The organism is Janthinobacterium sp. JC611, from assembly GCF_018682595.1.
In the GTDB taxonomy this organism is placed as follows: Bacteria; Pseudomonadota; Gammaproteobacteria; order Burkholderiales; family Burkholderiaceae_D; genus Janthinobacterium.
Map to the genome: position 1 here is coordinate 86,115 of NZ_JAFLJN010000002.1, position 17,174 is coordinate 103,288.

Annotated in this window: 16 protein-coding genes; 6 read left to right on the plus strand and 10 right to left on the minus strand. The window is 61.6% G+C overall.

Translation table 11 applies throughout. The annotated features are described in order from the left end of the window. Positions 1-126: 126 nt before the first annotated feature. A complete protein-coding gene (locus J0O65_RS02425) occupies positions 127-732 on the plus strand; it encodes a glutathione S-transferase family protein (RefSeq protein ID WP_215403784.1) in 606 nt (201 codons plus the stop codon). Positions 733-777: 45 nt separating this feature from the next. Here the strand turns inward: J0O65_RS02425 and J0O65_RS02430 are convergent, their stop codons facing one another. From J0O65_RS02430 to J0O65_RS02455, 6 genes are all read right to left on the minus strand, one after another. After that, the gene (locus tag J0O65_RS02430) at positions 778-3,906 is read right to left on the minus strand and encodes a transglycosylase domain-containing protein (RefSeq protein WP_215403786.1); all 3,129 of its coding nucleotides are present in this window, start codon (positions 3,904-3,906) and stop codon (positions 778-780) included. A gap of 525 nt (positions 3,907-4,431) precedes the next feature. Continuing rightward, on the minus strand, positions 4,432-5,217 hold the full coding sequence (locus tag J0O65_RS02435) for a competence/damage-inducible protein A (protein WP_215403788.1): 786 nt from the start codon (positions 5,215-5,217) through the stop codon (positions 4,432-4,434). Positions 5,218-5,248: 31 nt separating this feature from the next. Then, positions 5,249-6,076: an EI24 domain-containing protein gene (locus J0O65_RS02440; RefSeq protein WP_215403790.1), complete on the minus strand. Its 828-nt coding sequence runs from the start codon at positions 6,074-6,076 to the stop codon at positions 5,249-5,251. Then, positions 6,076-7,116: a sterol desaturase family protein gene (locus J0O65_RS02445; protein WP_215403792.1), complete on the minus strand. Its 1,041-nt coding sequence runs from the start codon at positions 7,114-7,116 to the stop codon at positions 6,076-6,078. The genes J0O65_RS02440 and J0O65_RS02445 overlap by 1 nt, the downstream gene beginning before the upstream one ends. Continuing rightward, on the minus strand, positions 7,113-7,940 hold the full coding sequence (locus J0O65_RS02450) for a polysaccharide deacetylase family protein (RefSeq protein WP_502793531.1): 828 nt from the start codon (positions 7,938-7,940) through the stop codon (positions 7,113-7,115). Before J0O65_RS02450 ends, J0O65_RS02445 begins: the two co-directional genes overlap by 4 nt. Continuing rightward, the gene (locus tag J0O65_RS02455) at positions 7,940-8,911 is read right to left on the minus strand and encodes a YVTN family beta-propeller repeat protein (protein ID WP_215403794.1); all 972 of its coding nucleotides are present in this window, start codon (positions 8,909-8,911) and stop codon (positions 7,940-7,942) included. The genes J0O65_RS02450 and J0O65_RS02455 overlap by 1 nt, the downstream gene beginning before the upstream one ends. Positions 8,912-9,108: 197 nt before the next feature. Here J0O65_RS02455 and J0O65_RS02460 point away from each other — a divergent pair, with 197 nt between their 5' ends. Beyond that, positions 9,109-9,465, plus strand: a complete 357-nt coding sequence (locus tag J0O65_RS02460; protein WP_034760263.1) for an FKBP-type peptidyl-prolyl cis-trans isomerase — start codon at positions 9,109-9,111, stop codon at positions 9,463-9,465. Between the two features lie 199 nt (positions 9,466-9,664). Beyond that, entirely contained in the window at positions 9,665-9,919 is a 255-nt protein-coding gene (locus J0O65_RS02465) for an acyl-CoA-binding protein (protein ID WP_034782468.1), read from the plus strand. Between the two features lie 141 nt (positions 9,920-10,060). Here the strand turns inward: J0O65_RS02465 and proX are convergent, their stop codons facing one another. The 4 genes from proX to J0O65_RS02485 all read right to left on the minus strand — a co-directional run bounded on the left by proX (position 10,061) and on the right by J0O65_RS02485 (position 14,317). Continuing rightward, entirely contained in the window at positions 10,061-11,113 is a 1,053-nt protein-coding gene (proX, locus tag J0O65_RS02470; protein ID WP_215403796.1) for a glycine betaine/L-proline ABC transporter substrate-binding protein ProX, read from the minus strand. A 12-nt stretch (positions 11,114-11,125) separates the two neighbouring features. Further along, a complete protein-coding gene (gene proW / locus J0O65_RS02475) occupies positions 11,126-12,229 on the minus strand; it encodes a glycine betaine/L-proline ABC transporter permease ProW (protein ID WP_215403798.1) in 1,104 nt (367 codons plus the stop codon). Next, positions 12,226-13,458 (minus strand): glycine betaine/L-proline ABC transporter ATP-binding protein ProV, encoded by a 1,233-nt coding sequence (proV, locus tag J0O65_RS02480; protein WP_215403800.1) that lies wholly within the window; start codon positions 13,456-13,458, stop codon positions 12,226-12,228. Before proV ends, proW begins: the two co-directional genes overlap by 4 nt. Positions 13,459-14,032: 574 nt before the next feature. After that, positions 14,033-14,317: a polyhydroxyalkanoic acid system family protein gene (locus J0O65_RS02485; RefSeq protein WP_077400202.1), complete on the minus strand. Its 285-nt coding sequence runs from the start codon at positions 14,315-14,317 to the stop codon at positions 14,033-14,035. Between the two features lie 199 nt (positions 14,318-14,516). Between J0O65_RS02485 and J0O65_RS02490 the strand changes: the two genes are divergently transcribed. The 3 genes from J0O65_RS02490 (at position 14,517) to fdxA (ending at position 16,946) form a co-directional block, all read left to right on the plus strand. After that, positions 14,517-15,914 carry a gluzincin family metallopeptidase gene (locus J0O65_RS02490; protein WP_215403802.1) on the plus strand — a complete coding sequence of 466 codons (1,398 nt, stop codon included), beginning with the start codon at positions 14,517-14,519 and terminating at the stop codon, positions 15,912-15,914. A gap of 88 nt (positions 15,915-16,002) precedes the next feature. After that, the gene (locus J0O65_RS02495) at positions 16,003-16,290 is read left to right on the plus strand and encodes a protealysin inhibitor emfourin (RefSeq protein ID WP_215403804.1); all 288 of its coding nucleotides are present in this window, start codon (positions 16,003-16,005) and stop codon (positions 16,288-16,290) included. Positions 16,291-16,622: 332 nt separating this feature from the next. Further along, the gene (gene fdxA / locus J0O65_RS02500) at positions 16,623-16,946 is read left to right on the plus strand and encodes a ferredoxin FdxA (protein WP_215403806.1); all 324 of its coding nucleotides are present in this window, start codon (positions 16,623-16,625) and stop codon (positions 16,944-16,946) included. The last annotated feature ends 228 nt before the right edge of the window (positions 16,947-17,174 follow it).

Genomic DNA, 17,174 nt, shown 5'->3' on the forward strand with positions numbered 1-17,174 from the left:
TGGCGCATAGGTTTCATGGGGGGCTACGATGCCAAGAAAACCCCAATTATGCAAGGCATCTCACATGCGCGGCGCGGCCAAATCCGTTACAGTGGCAGATCGATCACCTGCCCTATGGAGCCCCGCATGCTGAAAATTCTTGGAAAAGCCGCCTCGATCAATGTCCGCAAAGTCCTGTGGACGTGCGAAGAACTCGACCTGCCCTACGAACGCGAAGACTGGGGCAGCGGCTTTCGCAGCACGGACGACCCGGCATTCCTGGCCCTGAACCCGAACGCCATGGTGCCCGTGCTGGTCGATGGCGACCTAGTGCTGTGGGAATCGAACACGATTTGCCGCTACCTGTGCGCCCAGGCCGGCCGCGACGACTTGCTGCCGAGTAATCCCCGCGCTCGCGCGGAGGTGGAAAAATGGATGGACTGGCAAATGGGCGACCTCAACAACAGCTGGCGCTACGCCTTCATGTCGCTGGTGCGCCACAGCCCCGCGCACCAGGATGCGGCGCAGCTGGCGGCCGGCATTGCCGGATGGAACAAGATGATGGGCGTGCTGGAACAGCAGTTGCAGCGCACGGGCGCCTTCGTCTGCGGCGAACAGTTTACCCTGGCCGATATCGTGCTGGGCCTGTCCGTCAAGCGCTGGCTGATGGCGCCCATGCAGCGTCCCGCGTATCCCGCCATCGCCGCGTATCACGCGCGCCTGGCGGACAAGACGGCCGTATTTGCCGGCTAGCAATAAAAAACGCCGGCTGGAAGGCCGGCGTTTTTCTGACAAAGGCTAATGCGTGCACTGCTGCGCCACGCCGTCCGCCGGCGCGGGCGGCTCGATCAGCGGCATCAGGCTCGGCGCCAGCGAGACCAGCAATTGCACCGGCAAGGCGCTGGTGAAATCGTAGTTCTTCGATTCCGGTCCGCGCACATACGCCGTCATGCTGCCATAGAAGCGCTCGCCGATATTGAAGACGAACGTGGCCGAACGGTTCACATAGCGCGACTCGATCAGGCGGCCGCCGGCGCCATACACGTCGAAGCGCTGGTCGCCCGTACCCGTCTTGCCGCCCATCGGGATCGGCACGCCGTCGGCGCCGACGAACGCCGTCTTCGCCCGTTTCGCCGTACCGTCCGACACCACTTCGCGGATGGCCTTGGCGACGGCCTTGGCCACGTCCGGCGACAACACTTGCTCCGCCTCCACCTTGCTGCCCCGCTTGACCATGGTGTCGTACGGCGTGTTGGCGGCGAAATGCATGGAATCGATGCGCACGCTCGGCTTGCGCACGCCATCGTTGATGATGATGCCCATCAACTCGGCCAGCGCGGCGGGACGGTCGGCCGAGGCGCCCAGAGTCGTCGCGTAGGACGGCACGAGCGAGTCGAACGGATAGCCCATCTTCTTCCACTGACGGTGGATTTCCAGGAAACCTTCCACTTCCAGCAAGTTGGCGATGCGGCGGTCCTGCGCATGCTTGCGGTGCGTATTGAACAGCCATTTATACACTTCCTGGCGTTCTTTCTCGCTGGCCGCCACCATCTGCGACAGGGTGGAACCTTCGTGCTGGCGCAGATAAGCCACCATCCACAATTCCAGCGGATGCACGTTGGCAAGATAACCGCGGTCGGCCAGCGACCAGTTTTCCATCGCGTACTGCTGGTACAGCTTGGCCACGCGCTCGGGCGGCACTTCGTTTTGCGACGGCAAGTTGGCGTTGAGGAAGTCGCCGAATTCGGCCACCGTGCCCTTCGGATTGACGGTGCGGAAGATATTCGCCAGACGCACGGGGGTCGGGCGGATGCTGGCCAATAAAATCTTTTCCTGCTCGTCGACGCTCTTGCCACGATACTTCTGATAGAAGCGGTGCAGGAACTCGCGCCCTTCCTTGTCGGCAAAACGGCTCAGATATTGCGCGCGGCGGGGATCGTCCGCATCGGCCAGCAGCGAAGCCGAGGAATCGGGACGCGAGAACATGTAGTAGCGGGCCACGTCGCGCATCAGGCGCACGAACACCAGGTTGGTCGACTGGCGCAGCGCCTGCTGCACCGTCATGATGCGGCTGTCGTCAAGCTTGGAGAAGTTGCCGAAATGGTGCAAGCCGCCGCCCGTGAAGAAGCCTTCGCCCGGGTTGCCCGAGTATTTGCGTTCCATGGCGGCCGCCAGCATGGCGGGCAGATTCCTCGCCTCGCCGAGCGGCAAAGGTTTCAAGTAGGCAATCGCCCACTGCGACAGCATGTCCTTCGGGTCGACGGCGATTTTACCCAGTTCGGCGGCGCCCATGCCGCCGTAGCGCTGGTGCAGCTGGTCGATGATGTCCAGGTAGGTGACCAGGGTGCGCAGCTTGGCAGTGGAACCGAGGTCCAGCTTGGCGCCCTCGTTGATGTCGAGCGGCTGGTCGAAATTGTCCGTCTGCACGCGCAGCAAGTTGGCCTGGTCGCCCTTTTGCAGCAAGGTAAAGCTGTAGACCACGTTGGCGGGGTCGCCATTGCCCAGCATGCCCTTGCCCGTCAGGCCGGCCGCTTTCGCCACTTCCGGGTCGCGCAGCTCGCGCAAGACCTTGGTGACGGCGTTTTGCGCCTGCGCGTCGAGCGTGCTGACCACTTTCAAGTCCAGGCGGTCGAGGTTGTACAAGCGCGGATCGCCCAGCATGCTGGCCAGGTGGTTGCGCACGGCGTTCGAGGCCTTGCGCGTGACGAACGAGGTCGACGCTTCCGACTGCACGCCCGAGGCCGTCGATGGGCGCAGCTTCTCGGCGATGGCCGCATCGCGCAGCTGCGGCGAGATCACGCCCGCCTGCGCCAGCAGGCGCAGATGGCTGTTGGTCAGCACTTCCAGGTCGGCGCCGCCGGCCACCAGGTAGTGCGAGGGACGGCGCTGCGCGATCAAGAGGCTCAGCGCCTGCTTGTAGGCCAGGGCGCTGCCCGGCTGGTCCATATTACCCTTGAGCAAAGTCTTCACGTCGGCGAACGGACGGCCATACCAGACCCACATGCCGTCGCCGATGCCGTTGACCTCGCCAAAGCCGCTCTTGGCCGACAGCGGCACGGTATTGAGGTAATTGACGACGATCTTGCGCCGCGCTTCCATGGTGTTTTCGCCATCCTGGTACGCGCGCAGGCTGGCCGACAGCATTTGCAGCAGCTTGTCCTGCATGGAACTGGTGCGGCCATCTTCCGAATGGCGGTATTTTTCAATTTGCGTGGCCAGGGTGCTGCCGCCGCCGCCGCGGTGGCCGCCGAACAGGTTCAGCGCCTTGTCCAGGATCGCCTTGCTCAGCCGGTCCCATTCCACGGCCGGGTTGCGCATGGGCGTGCCCGGGTCGAGCAATTCGCGGTTTTCGATGAACAGCAGGCTTTGCACGAGCGCCGGCGGCGCTTCGGCGAAGCCGTCGAACATGCGCTCGGGATAGCTGGCCGCGAACAGGGGCGCGGCGCGGCAATCGAGGATGCTCAGTCCGGCGCGGTTTTTTTCGTGATACGTGGCAAAGATGCCGCGGTCGACCAGTTGCACCATTTTCGGCGACATGCGCGCCTGCGCCGTCACTTCATAGTCGCGCGCATTCAGCTTGCTAATAAAATCCGGCAGGCTGGCATAGCCGAGCCGCTCGTCATAGGGCCCGTGCTGCGGATAGCGGATGGCGCCCGCCGGTGCAGGGCCGGGCTCGACCTTGAAAGTCAGCTGGCGGTCCAGGCGCGTGAAAAATTCCGCCTGCAGGGCCGAGGTGCGCACTTCGCGCATGACGAACCACGCCACGCCGGCGATCAGCGCCAGCACGATGATGGCAAAGATCGGCCAGACGCGCGAACGACGCTTCTTCGGCGGGCTCGCCGGCGGCGGCGCCTCGGCGCCCGCGTCGGAGAGTGGATCAGAGGGGGGCCGCTCTTGCGCGGCCAGATTGACGCCTGTGTCTTTCATGGGATGCTGGGGTAAGGTTGGGTTTGGACGGCGCGGGAAATGCGGCAGCGATACCGCTCCGCGCGGGATAAGACGAGGGCCGGCCAGGGCCGGTCACAACAAAGCTTGCTTAACATGATGTCCATACCGGTGAATCAAAAAAACACGCTGCTGCACAGGCAGGCAACCTCGCGTTTGACACGCCAGGCTCCTGTTCACCATTCCACCACATCGGCATGAGAACGACTGACGAGCGCGCACAAAAATCTTGCTTCATTGAAGATTTTCGCAAAAAAACAACGTCCTGGAACGTACGCTGGCGTACTAAGAGCCTATCCCAGTAGATGAATACATCCCCTGCTGGCGCCCCTCAGAAGCGGGGACTGCGTTGATCGTCGTTGCGTGGCTCGCCACGCGTCCTCCTCACGCCTTGTCCGCGCTCCTGATGCGCTGCCAGCAGAAGACGCTCCCTACTGGGATAGGCTCTAAGATGCAAGGCGGGCGGCACGCCAGCGGAAAAGCCGCCGGCGCCGCACCGGTTGCACGTCAGATGGTGGTGTATTCCGCCTGCAAGGTATCGAGTGCGGCGCACATCTGCGCGAAGGCGGCTGCCGCTTGCGCCGGCTCGCCCTTGACGCCCAGTTCGATATGCCGGCGCGTCTGCGCGTCGCCCACGCTGGGCAGGCTGAATACCTTAATCAGCGGAAACTCCGCTTCCAGGCGCACCATCAGCGGCGTCAACAGGGATTCGGCCGTTTCATACACGAGCAAGGCGTGTTCCGCATGCGGCACCTGGTTGAACAAATGGGGATAATGCGTGTCCAGCACCCATTCGATCATGGGCCAGGACATGACGGGAAAACCGGGCACGAAATAATGTTCGCGCACGGCAAAGCCGGCAATCTTGTTATACGGATTCGGAATCAGCTCGGCGCCTTCGACAAATTCCGCCATTTTCAAGCGGTGCAGGTTTTCCGGCGAGTTCAGGTCCGCCGGCACGCCCGCCTCCTCGCCCATTTCCGTGATGCGTTGCTGGATATTCGCCTTGCCCTGCGGATGCAGCACCAGCGGCAAGCCCAGCGCATCGGCGGCCGCCTGGCGCGTATGGTCGTCCGGCGTGGCGCCGATGCCGCCAAAGCTGAAGACGATGTCGCCGCTGGCAAAGCTGCGCTTGAGCAAGGCGACCAGGCGGGCCGGTTCGTCGCCCACGTATTCCGCCCAGCTCAGCTGCAAGCCGCGCTGCTTGAGCATGTGCACCACTTTCGGGAAATGCTGGTCCGTGCGCTTGCCCGACAGGATTTCGTCGCCGATGATGATCAATCCGATAGCCATGGAACTTCCTCGTAGAATTCGATAAAAATGGTCAGGCGTCCGCCGGCGCCACATCCGTCATGCCGCGCTGGCCGCGCAGGCGCGCCAGGGCTTCCAGGCAGTAATACTGGAACCACAAGCCCGTAAAGATAAAGATCAGCACATACAGCCAGATGGCGAACGCCGCCAGGAAGGGGAAGAACACCACCGCCATCACGCCGCCCATCCACAGCAGGCCCGGCACGGCGCCGGCCGCGCCGGACACCATACCGATGGCCAGCAAGGGCCAGCGCTGCGTGCGCATGATGGCGTGGCGCTCTTCCACGCTGGCGTAGTCGGCCATGGCGTCGTACGCCATCACGCGGTAGGTCAGCCAGCCCCACAGCACGGCTTGCCCCACCAGCGCGGCCGGCGGAAACGCGTACAGGGGCAGCAGGATGACCCAGGCGACGATGAACAGCAAGAACGTGGCCAGCGACGTGCCGACGCTGCCGAGCAGGCTGCCGCCATGCTTCTTTTCCAGCTGCGGAAAGTGCCGCCCGCCCACATGGCGGCCGATGGCCGGCATGGCGAACAGGCCCATGAAAATGAGCGCCGTCAGTATCATCAGCGGCAGCAGCATGAACATGGCGATCAGCGGCACGATCACCGCCTTCAGCGCGCCCAGGCCGAAGGTGGCCAGCATCTGGCCGCTGGTGCGGAAGAAGTCGTACTGCGTGAACAGCGCATGCAGGCTGTCGATCAGCGGCTGCAGGCCCACATACAGCAAGCCCCCCCATAGCACCAGCGACAGGATGAAGGGCGCGATGCTCAGCAGCAGTATCCTGCCATGCAATTGCGACAGGAAAGCACGGCCATACGAATTCAACACTTTACGCATCAACGGCGTCCTTTTCGTTTAACTCTTGCAAATTCCACCATGCGGCGCAGGCCCAGCCATTGCTGTTGCCAGAAGCCGCGGCCATAGTTGCGCCCCGGCCGGCCCACGCCATCGCTGTCGATGCGGGCCAGCTGGTCGCGCACGCCCGTGCGCGCATAGCCCGCCGAGAAATTCGCGGTGCCCAGCAGCATATCCCAAATCGGCAGGACCACGCCGAAGTTGCAACCGCCCATGCTGCCCTTGCCTTTCGACTCGTGCCCCACGCCGATCGCGTGGTGCGTGCGATGGAAACGGGGCGAGATCAACAGCCGTTCGCCGATGCGGCCGAAGTGTATCCTCACATTCGCGTGCTGCAAGCTTTGCAGGATGCGCGAAATCGACACCAGCAGCACGTACTGGCCCGGCGGCACGCCGATGCCGAGCGCCACCAGGGCCATCACCACGTCGCGCAGGAAGTCATCGAGCAAGTGGTTGCGGTCATCGCTCCACAAGTTCATGTTTTGCTGGCTGTGATGCAGGCTGTGCAAGCCCCACCACCAGCCGAAATGGTGCGAGGCCCGATGGTAGCCATAGTCGACGAAATCCAGTATCACAAAATAAATGATAAAACTGAGCAAGGGGCTGATGCCGGGCAACAGCGATTCCAGATTCAAGGGATGGATATTGTCGAAACGCAAGGCGCCCGCCAAGGCATCCATCAGCGGATCGAGCGTAAAGAAGACCACGACGGAAAACAGGCCGACGCGGTGCAGCACCGTGTAGATAAAATCGTTCCAACGGGCGCGCGGGTCCGTCATCTTTTGCGCGGGAATCCAGGCTTCGAGCGGGCGCAGCACGAGAAACAGCAGCACCAGCTCGCACAGGCCGATCAGCAGCCACTCCGTGCCCTCGAACGCTTCTTCCGTGAATTCGCCAAAGCCCAGGTGATACACGAGGGGATTGACGATGGTCTGGAACAGCCAGCCTTGCGCCGCGCCAAAGGCGTCCACCACGGCGTCGATGACGGGCGTGACGTGGCTGAGGATGTCGGCGGCGATCATGGCTGGCCCTTCGGCGCGTAGGCGGGATGCGCGCGCAGGGTGGCAAAGCAGAAACCTTTGTCTTGCAAGCCAGAAATCAAGGCGTCCAGGTTGGCCGGTGCCCACGGCTCCTTGCGCGACCAGATGCCCATGTGGGCAATGAAAATATCGCCGCTGCGCAGGTTCGCCAGCGCCTTTTTCAGCAGCATGGCGTTCGGATACTTGTCGCTGGGCAGCTCATCGCCCGAGTAGCCCGCCGGCGCCCAGCCCGCATGCTGGTAGCCGCAGGCGCTGCCGGCGGCCAGGGTGCGCGGCGACGTGTAGCCGCCCGGCGCGCGCCAGAACGGGTCGAGCTTGTGGCCGGTCAGTTCCTGGAAGCGCGTATCGACGCGGCGCAGTTCCTCGCAGAACTGTTGATCGGTGATGGAGGCCAGCTTGCCGCCATCCTTGCCGAACTGGGGCTTGACCTGGATCAAGCCGTTGGCCAGATCCTTCTTCCAGTACACGTGGTCGAACGTATGCGTGCCGAACGCATGGCCTTCGGCCACGCGGGCTTTCCAGTACGGCGCCCACGCGGCATCGAGCGAATAGTCGCCGCGCGTCGTCTTCTCGTTGGCCAGGAAAAACGTCGCCTTCACATGGCGCTTGTTCAGCACGTCGGCGATCAGTTGCGCCTGCGACTGGCTACCCGTGTCGAACGTCATGTAGATCGTGCCCTTGCAGGCGGCCGGAGGCGCAGAGGCGGCTGGGGCAACAGGTGCGGCGGCCTGCGCGGGCGACAGCATGGCGCTGGCGCACAGCAGCATGGCAGGCACGCCGCCCGTCAAAATCAAACGCGTCCTCATCACATGCGCGGCGAGTGGGTGGCGAAATACACGCCGTGGGGCGAGCGGCCCACCGGTATGGTCTTGATGACCTTGCGCGTAGTCAGGTCGATCACGGCCACCTTCTTGATCCAGCGCAGGGTCACCCACATGGTCTTGCCATCGGGCGTGATTTCCATGCAGTCCGGGCCGCCCGGCACGTTGATGGTGCCCACGTTTTCCAGGGTTTGCTGGTCGATGATGTTGATCGTGTTCGAGACGCGGTTCGAGACGAACGTCATGCGCTTATCCCCCAGCGCGCGGAAATTATGCGTGCCGGCGCCCGCCTTGATGCGCTTGACGGTCTTTTGCGTGCGCCAGTCGATCACTTCCACGTAATCGCTGCCCATGATGCCCACCAGCAAATGCTTGCCATCGGGCGTCATCGTGATGCCGGCCGGCGCCGGGCCGACGGGCATGGTCCATTTCACCGTTTGCGTGGCCAGGTCGATGGCGCTGACCTGGTTGCTGCCCTGCTGCGTAATGAAGGCCATGGTGCTGTCGGCCGTGAACGCCATGTGGCTGGGCAGTTTCGGCAGCGGGATGCGCTTGGCCAGGGTCAGGTTCTTGCCGTCGTAGCGGTACAGGTCGATGCGGTCCAGGCGCAGCGAGTTCGAAATGAACCACTTCTGGTCCGGCGAAAAGCCGATCTGGTAGGGGTCGAGGATGTTGCTGATGCGGCGCTGGATCTGGCCCGACACGGGGTCGAGGAAGATCAATTCATTGCCGACGGAGCTGGCGACGATCAGCGACTTGCCATCCGGCGTTTCCATCAGATGGTGCGGTTCCTTGCCGACGGCAAAGGTGGACAGGGGAGCATAGGTTTTCTGGTCCAGCAGTTGCACCGTAGCATCACGGGAATTGAGCACCACCACCACTTCGGCTTGCGCCGGCGATATTGCGGAAACCAGGCACAGCGAGGAAATAACAAGGCGGCGTAGACTGCGGAACATGGCAAAAATCACTGTTAAATACAAAACATGCATTTTACGTGGAACACTGTATTTATTGTGTGAAATCCCCCCTTAAATGCGACCGGCGGCCACACATCGCCGTAATTTTCGGTTTTTACTTGCTCCGGGCCTGGAATGGCGCTTTGCAACTCATTGCTCTACAATCTGAAGCTTTCATCGCCTACACAAGGATAATCATGACCACCACCACTACCGCTTCCGGCCTGCAATACATCGATACCGTCGTTGGCGAAGGCGCTGAAGCGCAAGCCGGCAACAATGTTGTCGTGCATTACACGGGCTGGCTGCAAAACGACGACGGCAGCGCCGGTTCGAAATTTGACTCGAGCAAGGACCGCAACGATCCATTCGAATTCCCGCTGGGCGCCGGCCGCGTCATTCAAGGCTGGGACGAAGGCGTGCAAGGCATGAAAGTGGGCGGCAAGCGCCAGCTGATCATCCCGGCAGCACTGGGCTATGGCGCACGCGGCGCCGGCGGCGTGATTCCACCGAACGCCACCCTGATCTTCGACGTCGAACTGCTGGGCGTATAAGCACCGACTCCGCAGCGCTCCAGCGACTGTAGCGACGCCGCCCCTGTTCACGCAGCGGCGGCGTTTTTGTTTTGAGTGTGTCCTCTAATGCACGGCGCGCTTTTTTCACTATGATGTCAGGCACTGCAGCACGCACGGTGGCCACTCCGCCGGGCCTGCCGCACTTTTCCAGCGATTCCATCAGCACACAGGAGCCATCATGAGTTTACAAGAGCAATTCGAACAAGCGCAGCTCGATTCCAAGACCCTGTCCGAGCGTCCGGACAATATGACCTTGTTGAAAATCTACGCCTTGTTCAAGCAAGCGTCGAGCGGCGACGCCACGGGCGAGCGTCCTGGCATGACCGATTTCGTCAACCGCGCCAAGTTCGACGCCTGGGCGGCCCTGGCCGGCACCTCGAAGGAAGAGGCGCAGCAGCAATACATCGACCTGATCGAAGACTTGAAGGATTAAACGCCGAAAACGCCTGTTTTACGCAGAAATAGGCCGAAATCGGCTGAAAAACTCACCAAAAACCACAAAAACAGGCCGTTAACGTCAAAGTGGCTACCACATCGGTAGCCACTTTTTTTTACGCCGTTATCCGCCGCAAACTTACTTTTTCGCCGCCGCCAGCGCTTGCGCGATCCAGCCGTCGAACGTTTTCTGGTGGTACTTGATCCAGCCGGCCGTATGGCGGGCGATATCGGCTTGCGTGTTTTCGCCGCGGCGCATGCGCTCGTTCTGTGCATTGATATCAGCCACCGGCAATTGCATCACTTCGAACAGCTTGGCCGCGGCCGGGTTCTTCTCCGCCCAGGCTTTATTCGACACGATGCGCGCCGTGTTGACGGCAAAACCGTAATCGCTGCCATCGTCGAGCCGGGTATTCACCTTGTCCGGATTAGCCGAGAACGGCACTTTCAGCCAGACCACGTCCTTGCCCGGCACCAGCACGCCGCTGACCCAGTATGGCGTCCACGTGTAGTACAGGATCGGTTCGCCACGCTTGTAGCGGCCCAGGGTATCGGCGATCAGGGCCGCATAGCTGCCCTGCACGTGCGTCACCGTCTCGCGCAATTTGTACGCATCCATGTGGTGCTCGATCAGCGCTTCGCAGCCCCAGCCGGGGTTGCAGCCCGTCAAGTCGGCCTTGCCGTCGCCATCGTGGTCGAACAGCTTGGCCAGGGTGGGATCGCGCAACTGGTCGATATTCGTGATGTTGTATTTTTCCGCAGTCGCCTTATCGATCAGATAACCTTGTGCGGCAGGACCGGCGTACTGGCCCGTGCGCGACAGCTTGGCGTCGCCGCCTGCATTGTTATAGAAATCCTTGTGCATGGGGTCCCAGTGCACGGCCATGAAGGTGGCGTCGCCGTTGGCGATGGCGATATGCGCGGTCGGATATTCCACTTCCTTGATCGGCTGCACTTCGTAGCCCAGCTTCTCCAGGGCCTTGTCGACCAGCATGGTCTGGAAGGTTTCTTCCGCGATCGAGCTTTGCAGCGCTTGCACCTTGACGCCCTTGCCGGGCAGCGCATCGGCGGCCGGCGTCTGCGCCATGGCCAGGCTGGTGGTCAGGGCCATGGCGGCGATCGCCAGGGCGGAAAACAGCTGGAACTTGCGTTGCGATTTTTGCGTCTCTTTAAAATGTGCGATGTGATGCATGTAAATCCTTTCTTATTGTGCGTTGGCCAGCGTAGCTTGCTGTTCAACCTTGTTTTTCTCCGTGTTGCCGCGCACCAGGCGCAGCACGCAGCCGACGGGACCCGTCTGGTACCAGTGGCGCACGCCACGGCGTGGCTGGCCCATCGCTTGCGTCAAGCGGTCCAGGGTGATGGCCAGCAGCACGATGCCCAGGCCGCCCACGGTGGCCAGGCCCATGTCCAGGCGGCCGATACCGCGCAATACCATCTGGCCCAGGCCACCGACGGCGATCATCGAGGCGATCACGACCATCGACAGCGACAGCATCAGCGACTGGTTGATACCGGCCATGATGGACGGCATGGCCAGCGGAAACTGCACGCGGGTCAGCAACTGCCACGGCGAGGCGCCATACGCGCGGGCCGCTTCGATCAGGTCCGGACGCACCTGGCGGATACCGAGGTTGGTCAGGCGCACCAGCGGCGGCAGGGCAAAGATGATCGTCACGATCACGCCTGGCGCATTACCGATACCAAACAGCATCACCACCGGCACCAGATAGACGAAGGCGGGCGTCGTCTGCATGGCGTCGAGCAGGGGGCGCAGGATATTCTGCGCACGGTCGCTGCTGGCAAGGAAAATACCCAACGGCAAACCGATGGCCAGGCAGAACGCCAGGGAAGTGAGCACCAGCGACAGGGTCGTCATGGCTTCCGGCCAGATGCCCAGCATAGCCACCACCAGCAGCGCCAGCACGGTGCCGACGGCCAGGGTGCGGCTGGTCAATTGCCATGCCAGCAAGCCGATGATGGCGATCACCGTCAGCGACGGCGCCGCCAGCAGCACGCCTTCCACGCCGGACAGCACGCTGTCGATCGGCGCGCGCACGGCCTGGAAAAACGGACGGAAATGCGCGACGACCCAGCCCAGGCCCTGGTTGATCCAGCTTTCCAGCGGCAGCGAGCCGTCGAAAATCTGCGTCAGGTGAAAGCCGGCCGCGTGTTCCGGCTGCACGGCAGGCGCGGCGGCGTCCAGCCACGCGGTGCTGGCGTCGGTGGGCGGCGTCAGCGCCCAGGGATTGATCTGCGCGGACTGTTCAACAACAGCTTCTACTGTGGAAACGGTGCTTGGGTTCATGCTTGTCCTTTCTGTTGTTGTTCGGCAATGGCTGGCGTGTCGCGGTCGAGGAACTTCAGCAAGGTCGTCTTGCTGATGGCGCCGCGGAAGCTGCCGTCATTGGCTACCACGGGGACGGCGTAAGGCAGTTGCGCCACCTGGCCGAACAGGCCGGCGACTGGCTCATCTGCATTGATGGTCTGCACGTCGGGCAGATAGGCATGCGCCAGGCCCAGGGGTCCCACATGGCCGTCGAGCGCACTGCGCAGCGAATCGGCCGAGACGACACCGAGGAACTTGCGCTGCGGATTGACGACATACGCGAAAGCGCGATCCTGCTCTTCCAGCATCGACAGCGCGGCGCGCGAGCCGCGGCTCGGCGACTCGGAGACGACGATCTGGCTCTTGCGGGCGATATCGCTGGCCTTGAAGACGGCGGCCGCATCGACGCCGCGCACGAAGTTGCGCACATAATCGTTGGCAGGTTTGCGCAGGATTTCTTCCGGCGTGCCCACTTGCACCACGTGGCCGTCTTTCATGATGGCAACGCGGTCGCCGATGCGCATGGCTTCGTCGAGGTCATGCGAAATGAAGACGATGGTGCGGCGCTTGATTTGCTGCAAGCGCAGCAGTTCCGATTGCATTTCTGTACGGATAATCGGATCGAGCGCGGAGAACGCTTCGTCCATCAGCAAGATCGAGGGATCGCAGGCCAGCGCACGGGCCAGGCCCACGCGCTGCTGCATGCCGCCCGACAATTCGTCGGGATAGCTGGCGCCGTAGCCATCCAGGCCTACCTGCTCCAAAGCTTGCTGGGCCAGCGCATGGCGCTCGGCCTTGGGCATGCCGGCCAGCTCCATGCCGAAGGCAGTGTTGTCGAGCACGGTAATTTGCGGCAGCAGCGCGAACGACTGGAACACCATGCTGATGTCCTTGCGGCGCAGGGCGCGCAGCTGGGCGTCCGGCAAGGTATTGACGTCGTTGCCGTCGATCAGGATGCGGCCGGCGGTCGGTTCGATCAGGCGGTTCAGCATGCGCACCAGGGTCGACTTGCCCGAACCGGACAGGCCCATGATGACGAAGATCTCGCCAGCTTCAATGGTAAAGGTGGCGTCGAAAACGCCGATGGTGCAGTCGGTCTTGGCCAGGATGTCCTGCTTGCTGGCGCCCTGACGGACGAGTTCAAGTGCTTCTTCTGGCTTGTCGCCGAACACTTTGAACACATGGTCGATAATGATTTGTTTTGCCACGATGTGGTTCTCCCTCGATTTGACGAATGGAATGAAACCCAGCAAGCTAGCCAGCTTGCGGCGGGAATCAGCAAACCCTGTTGCGTCGGCTACGCCACGGCGCAAAAAGCGCACGGGAGCGACAGGAAACAGGGGGTGACACGCGTGTGACCAGCGGATGGCCAAAGCCGGTGCCGGGGTGCCGTGTGCGTGCTAAAAGAGGCTGTGGTTCAGGACTTTTAACAACGCTAGCGCCATGCAAATACATGGCACCAAATGTATTTGACCGAAAAAAAATCGACCAAGCTACTTTTAACTGGATGCGGGTGTAAAACCCGAAGAATTATTCACCACTCAGCGAGCGGAGAGTACTGCGAAGCAGAAGGTGAAACGCGGTGTAGCTGTTGTAAATATGACTCAAGTATAACGCAAAAAGCCACCAAAGTCCAATGGCTTTCCAAATAGAAATGTGCTAGCAATGTTCGCCAACGCACAGTCAGACGTGAAAAAGGCGAAAAGCGACGTGTTTTCATCGTCTTTCCGCCCATCGCTACAACACGTTTTCTAGCACCAAACATGGCGCCAGACAAGCGGATCAAACTGGCTCGGCAAACACCTTGCGCATCTTCTCGGCAATCTTGCCTTCGATGGTGGAAGCGAAGGCGCTGAGCATGAAGCCCAGCTTGATTTGCAGTTGCGCCTGCTCTTTTTCCAGGGTCAGCGAACCATCGACGCCGCTGCGCTCGAAGCGCAGCACATCGCCATCCCAGGCGCACGCCAGGTCATATTCCTGGGCCAGCTTGTCGGCCACTTGCTGCGCCGCTTCGCGCGCCTTTGCTGCTGTCAGCTTATGTTGCTGAACTATATTTATATCCGCCATCAAACGATCCTTTTATTATAAAAACGGGGCAAACCGGCCAGCATCATACCAGCCGCCATGCGGCGGGCAAGGCGGCAGCCGGCGCCGGACGGCTAAAAAAGCCCGTCCTTCCTGTGCATCGTTTGCGCCGGATCAAACCGGACGCACCGAAGCAGGACGACTATTCCAGTTCCAGTTGCGCGTGTCTCGGAGAGCTATCATGGATCAGAAAGTCATCGTGCCGGTCGAAGCCGTGCTGACCAAATGCGTGTCCTTGCCCGTCGGCTATGTCCCTACCCCATCGGCGCCATACCGCCAGCACCGCAAGAATGCGCAACTGACCCTGCAGCCGGGTCCGCCCCGCCTGACCGAGGCAACGGTGCGCAACCTGGCCGCCGTGCCCGTCGGTTCGCGCGTGCTGATCTGGAAGCAAGACCCGTCCGTCACCGAACTGGGTACGCGCAAGACCTTCCTGCCCGGCCTGATCCTGCAAGGCCCGCGCGACGCGCGCATCACCTTTGGCGAACCTGGCATCGCCCAGGTCAGCCCGAACGCCTTTGGCGACTTCATCGTCTCGCCCAACACCGACCAGTTCGATGCCGTGCACACCTTTGCCATCGTGCGCATGACGCTCACCATGTACCAGCGCGCGCTGGCCAGCAATGAGACGGCGCCGCCTCTGCCCTGGCAATGGAATAGCGCCAGCAACACGGCCCCGCTGCGCGTGTTCCCGCACGGCTTGCCCAATGTCATGAATGCCTATTACAGCCGCAGCGACAAGGCCCTCAAATTCGGCGACTTCATCCCCAGCGGCGCCACCGACCGCGTCTACACCTGCCGTTCGCTCGACATCGTCTCGCACGAAACAGGGCACGCCATCCTCGACGGCCTGAAGCCGAATTGGCTGCTCAGCAATAATCCACCGCAGACGGGCGGCTTGCACGAATCGTTCGGCGACCTGACGGCCATCTTCCTGGCCCTGTCGCAGCTGGACCAGGTCGAAGCGGTGATCGCGCAAACCAAGTCCGACCTGCACGACAAAACGTTTCTCGCCGATCTGGCGGAGCAGTTCGGCCTGGCGCTGGGCCGGCCGAACGGTTTGCGCAACGCCGACAATGACATCAAACTATCGGAGGCTGGCACGGAAGTGCATGCCATCTCGCAAGTGTTTACAGGCGCCATCTATGACATCCTGGCCGACATCTTTGCCCACGAACGTCAGCCCCAGCTGGAAGATGACGCGGCCGTGCTGCACCGTTGCGGCGACTACCTGCGCAGCCTGGTCTTGCGCGCCCTGGTGGCGTCTCCCGACCAAGCGGCCACGTATGCCGACGTGGCTGGCCACATGCTGACGATCGCCCAGGCCGACGGCAACGGCGCCTACCTCGATTTCATCCGCAACAGCTTTACCGTGCGCGAAGTACTCAAGGACAATGCCATGTCGGAGAGCGGGCAAATGACCTTTGCCCCAGGCATCGTCGATGACGAAGGTGCGGTGCAAGACAGGCGCGCCTGCTGCGGTACCATGAACCATGCGGAATACAGCGAATCGGATCAATTGCTGGAAGCGGAGCGCGAAGCGCTGGCGGCATGGTGCCGCAGTTACGCCCCCCGCTAAACGCCCTGCGCCGCAGGCCCGCCAGCAGTCAGCCGCAGGCGATGGTATGCCGCATCATGTCCCACCACCGTCCTCAAGAAGGAGCAGCATGAAAATTTCAGCCCGCAGCAGCGGCGGCTTTGCCGGCCTGAGCGAACAGTACGACATCGATACGCAAGCCCACCCGGCCGGCCCGGGACTGGAAGCGGCACTGGCCAGCAGCGGCTTTTTCACGCACCCGCAGGCGACGGGCGCACAGGTGGGCGCCGATATCCCCCATTGGCAGATCACCGTCGAGGCCCCCACTGCGCGCCGCACCATCACGTTTGCCGAGGATGGCAGTGCTGAAAATGCACGTTGGCAACAGTTGGTGACGCAAATACGCGCCAGCGCCTGACTGCCCTGGCATTTATTTTTACCGATCTTGATTTGGGTAAAACAAAAACACCACACGGCAAGCCCCTGCGTCGCCCGTCCCGCACCCTGCCGCTTCGGGCGACTGTCGCTTTCTTGCCGCGTTCTTCATGGCAACGTCCCGGATAGTCGCTGAATGGCACGCTCTGCGCGGCAACGCCACTGCCAGAAAATGAATTTGCTTATATGTATTGTATATAAGCGGGATTTGTGAGAAATAGCGAATTGCCTTAAAATACAATGCTTTGCTTTAGTATGCGCCGCCGAGGTTCCTGCAGGCGCTACAGCACCTCCCCCCAAATTGATAGGACTGTTATGACCCACGTTGTCACCGAATCCTGCATCGCCTGTCGCTATACCGACTGCGTCGATGTCTGCCCGGTAGATTGTTTCCGGGAAGGCCCGAACTTCCTGGCGATCGATCCGGACGAATGTATTGACTGCGCCGTCTGCGTGGCAGAGTGCCCGGTGAACGCGATTTTCGCGGAAGAAGACGTGCCGGGCGACCAGCAAGCCTTCATCAAGATCAACGTCGATCTGGCCCGTAACTGGCCTTCGATCACCAAGACGAAAGCTGCCTTGCCGGAAGCCGAGCAATACAAGGATGTCAAGGACAAGCTCGGCATGCTGGTGCGCTAAGCGCACGGCAGCCGCGGCCATTCTTGCGGGAAGACGCTACCCGCAGGGGCATGGCGGCGAAAAAACAGACTAAGAGCAGCGGCAACGCTGCTTTTTTTTGCTTTTAAAACATCGTTGCAGGTCTATCCACGCGCAGTGGCGCACTGCCACACCTGGACGCAAACTGTGGATCTATGCGCGGTAAAGCACATTTTGTCCTCAACAAATATCGTAAAATTGGATTATGAT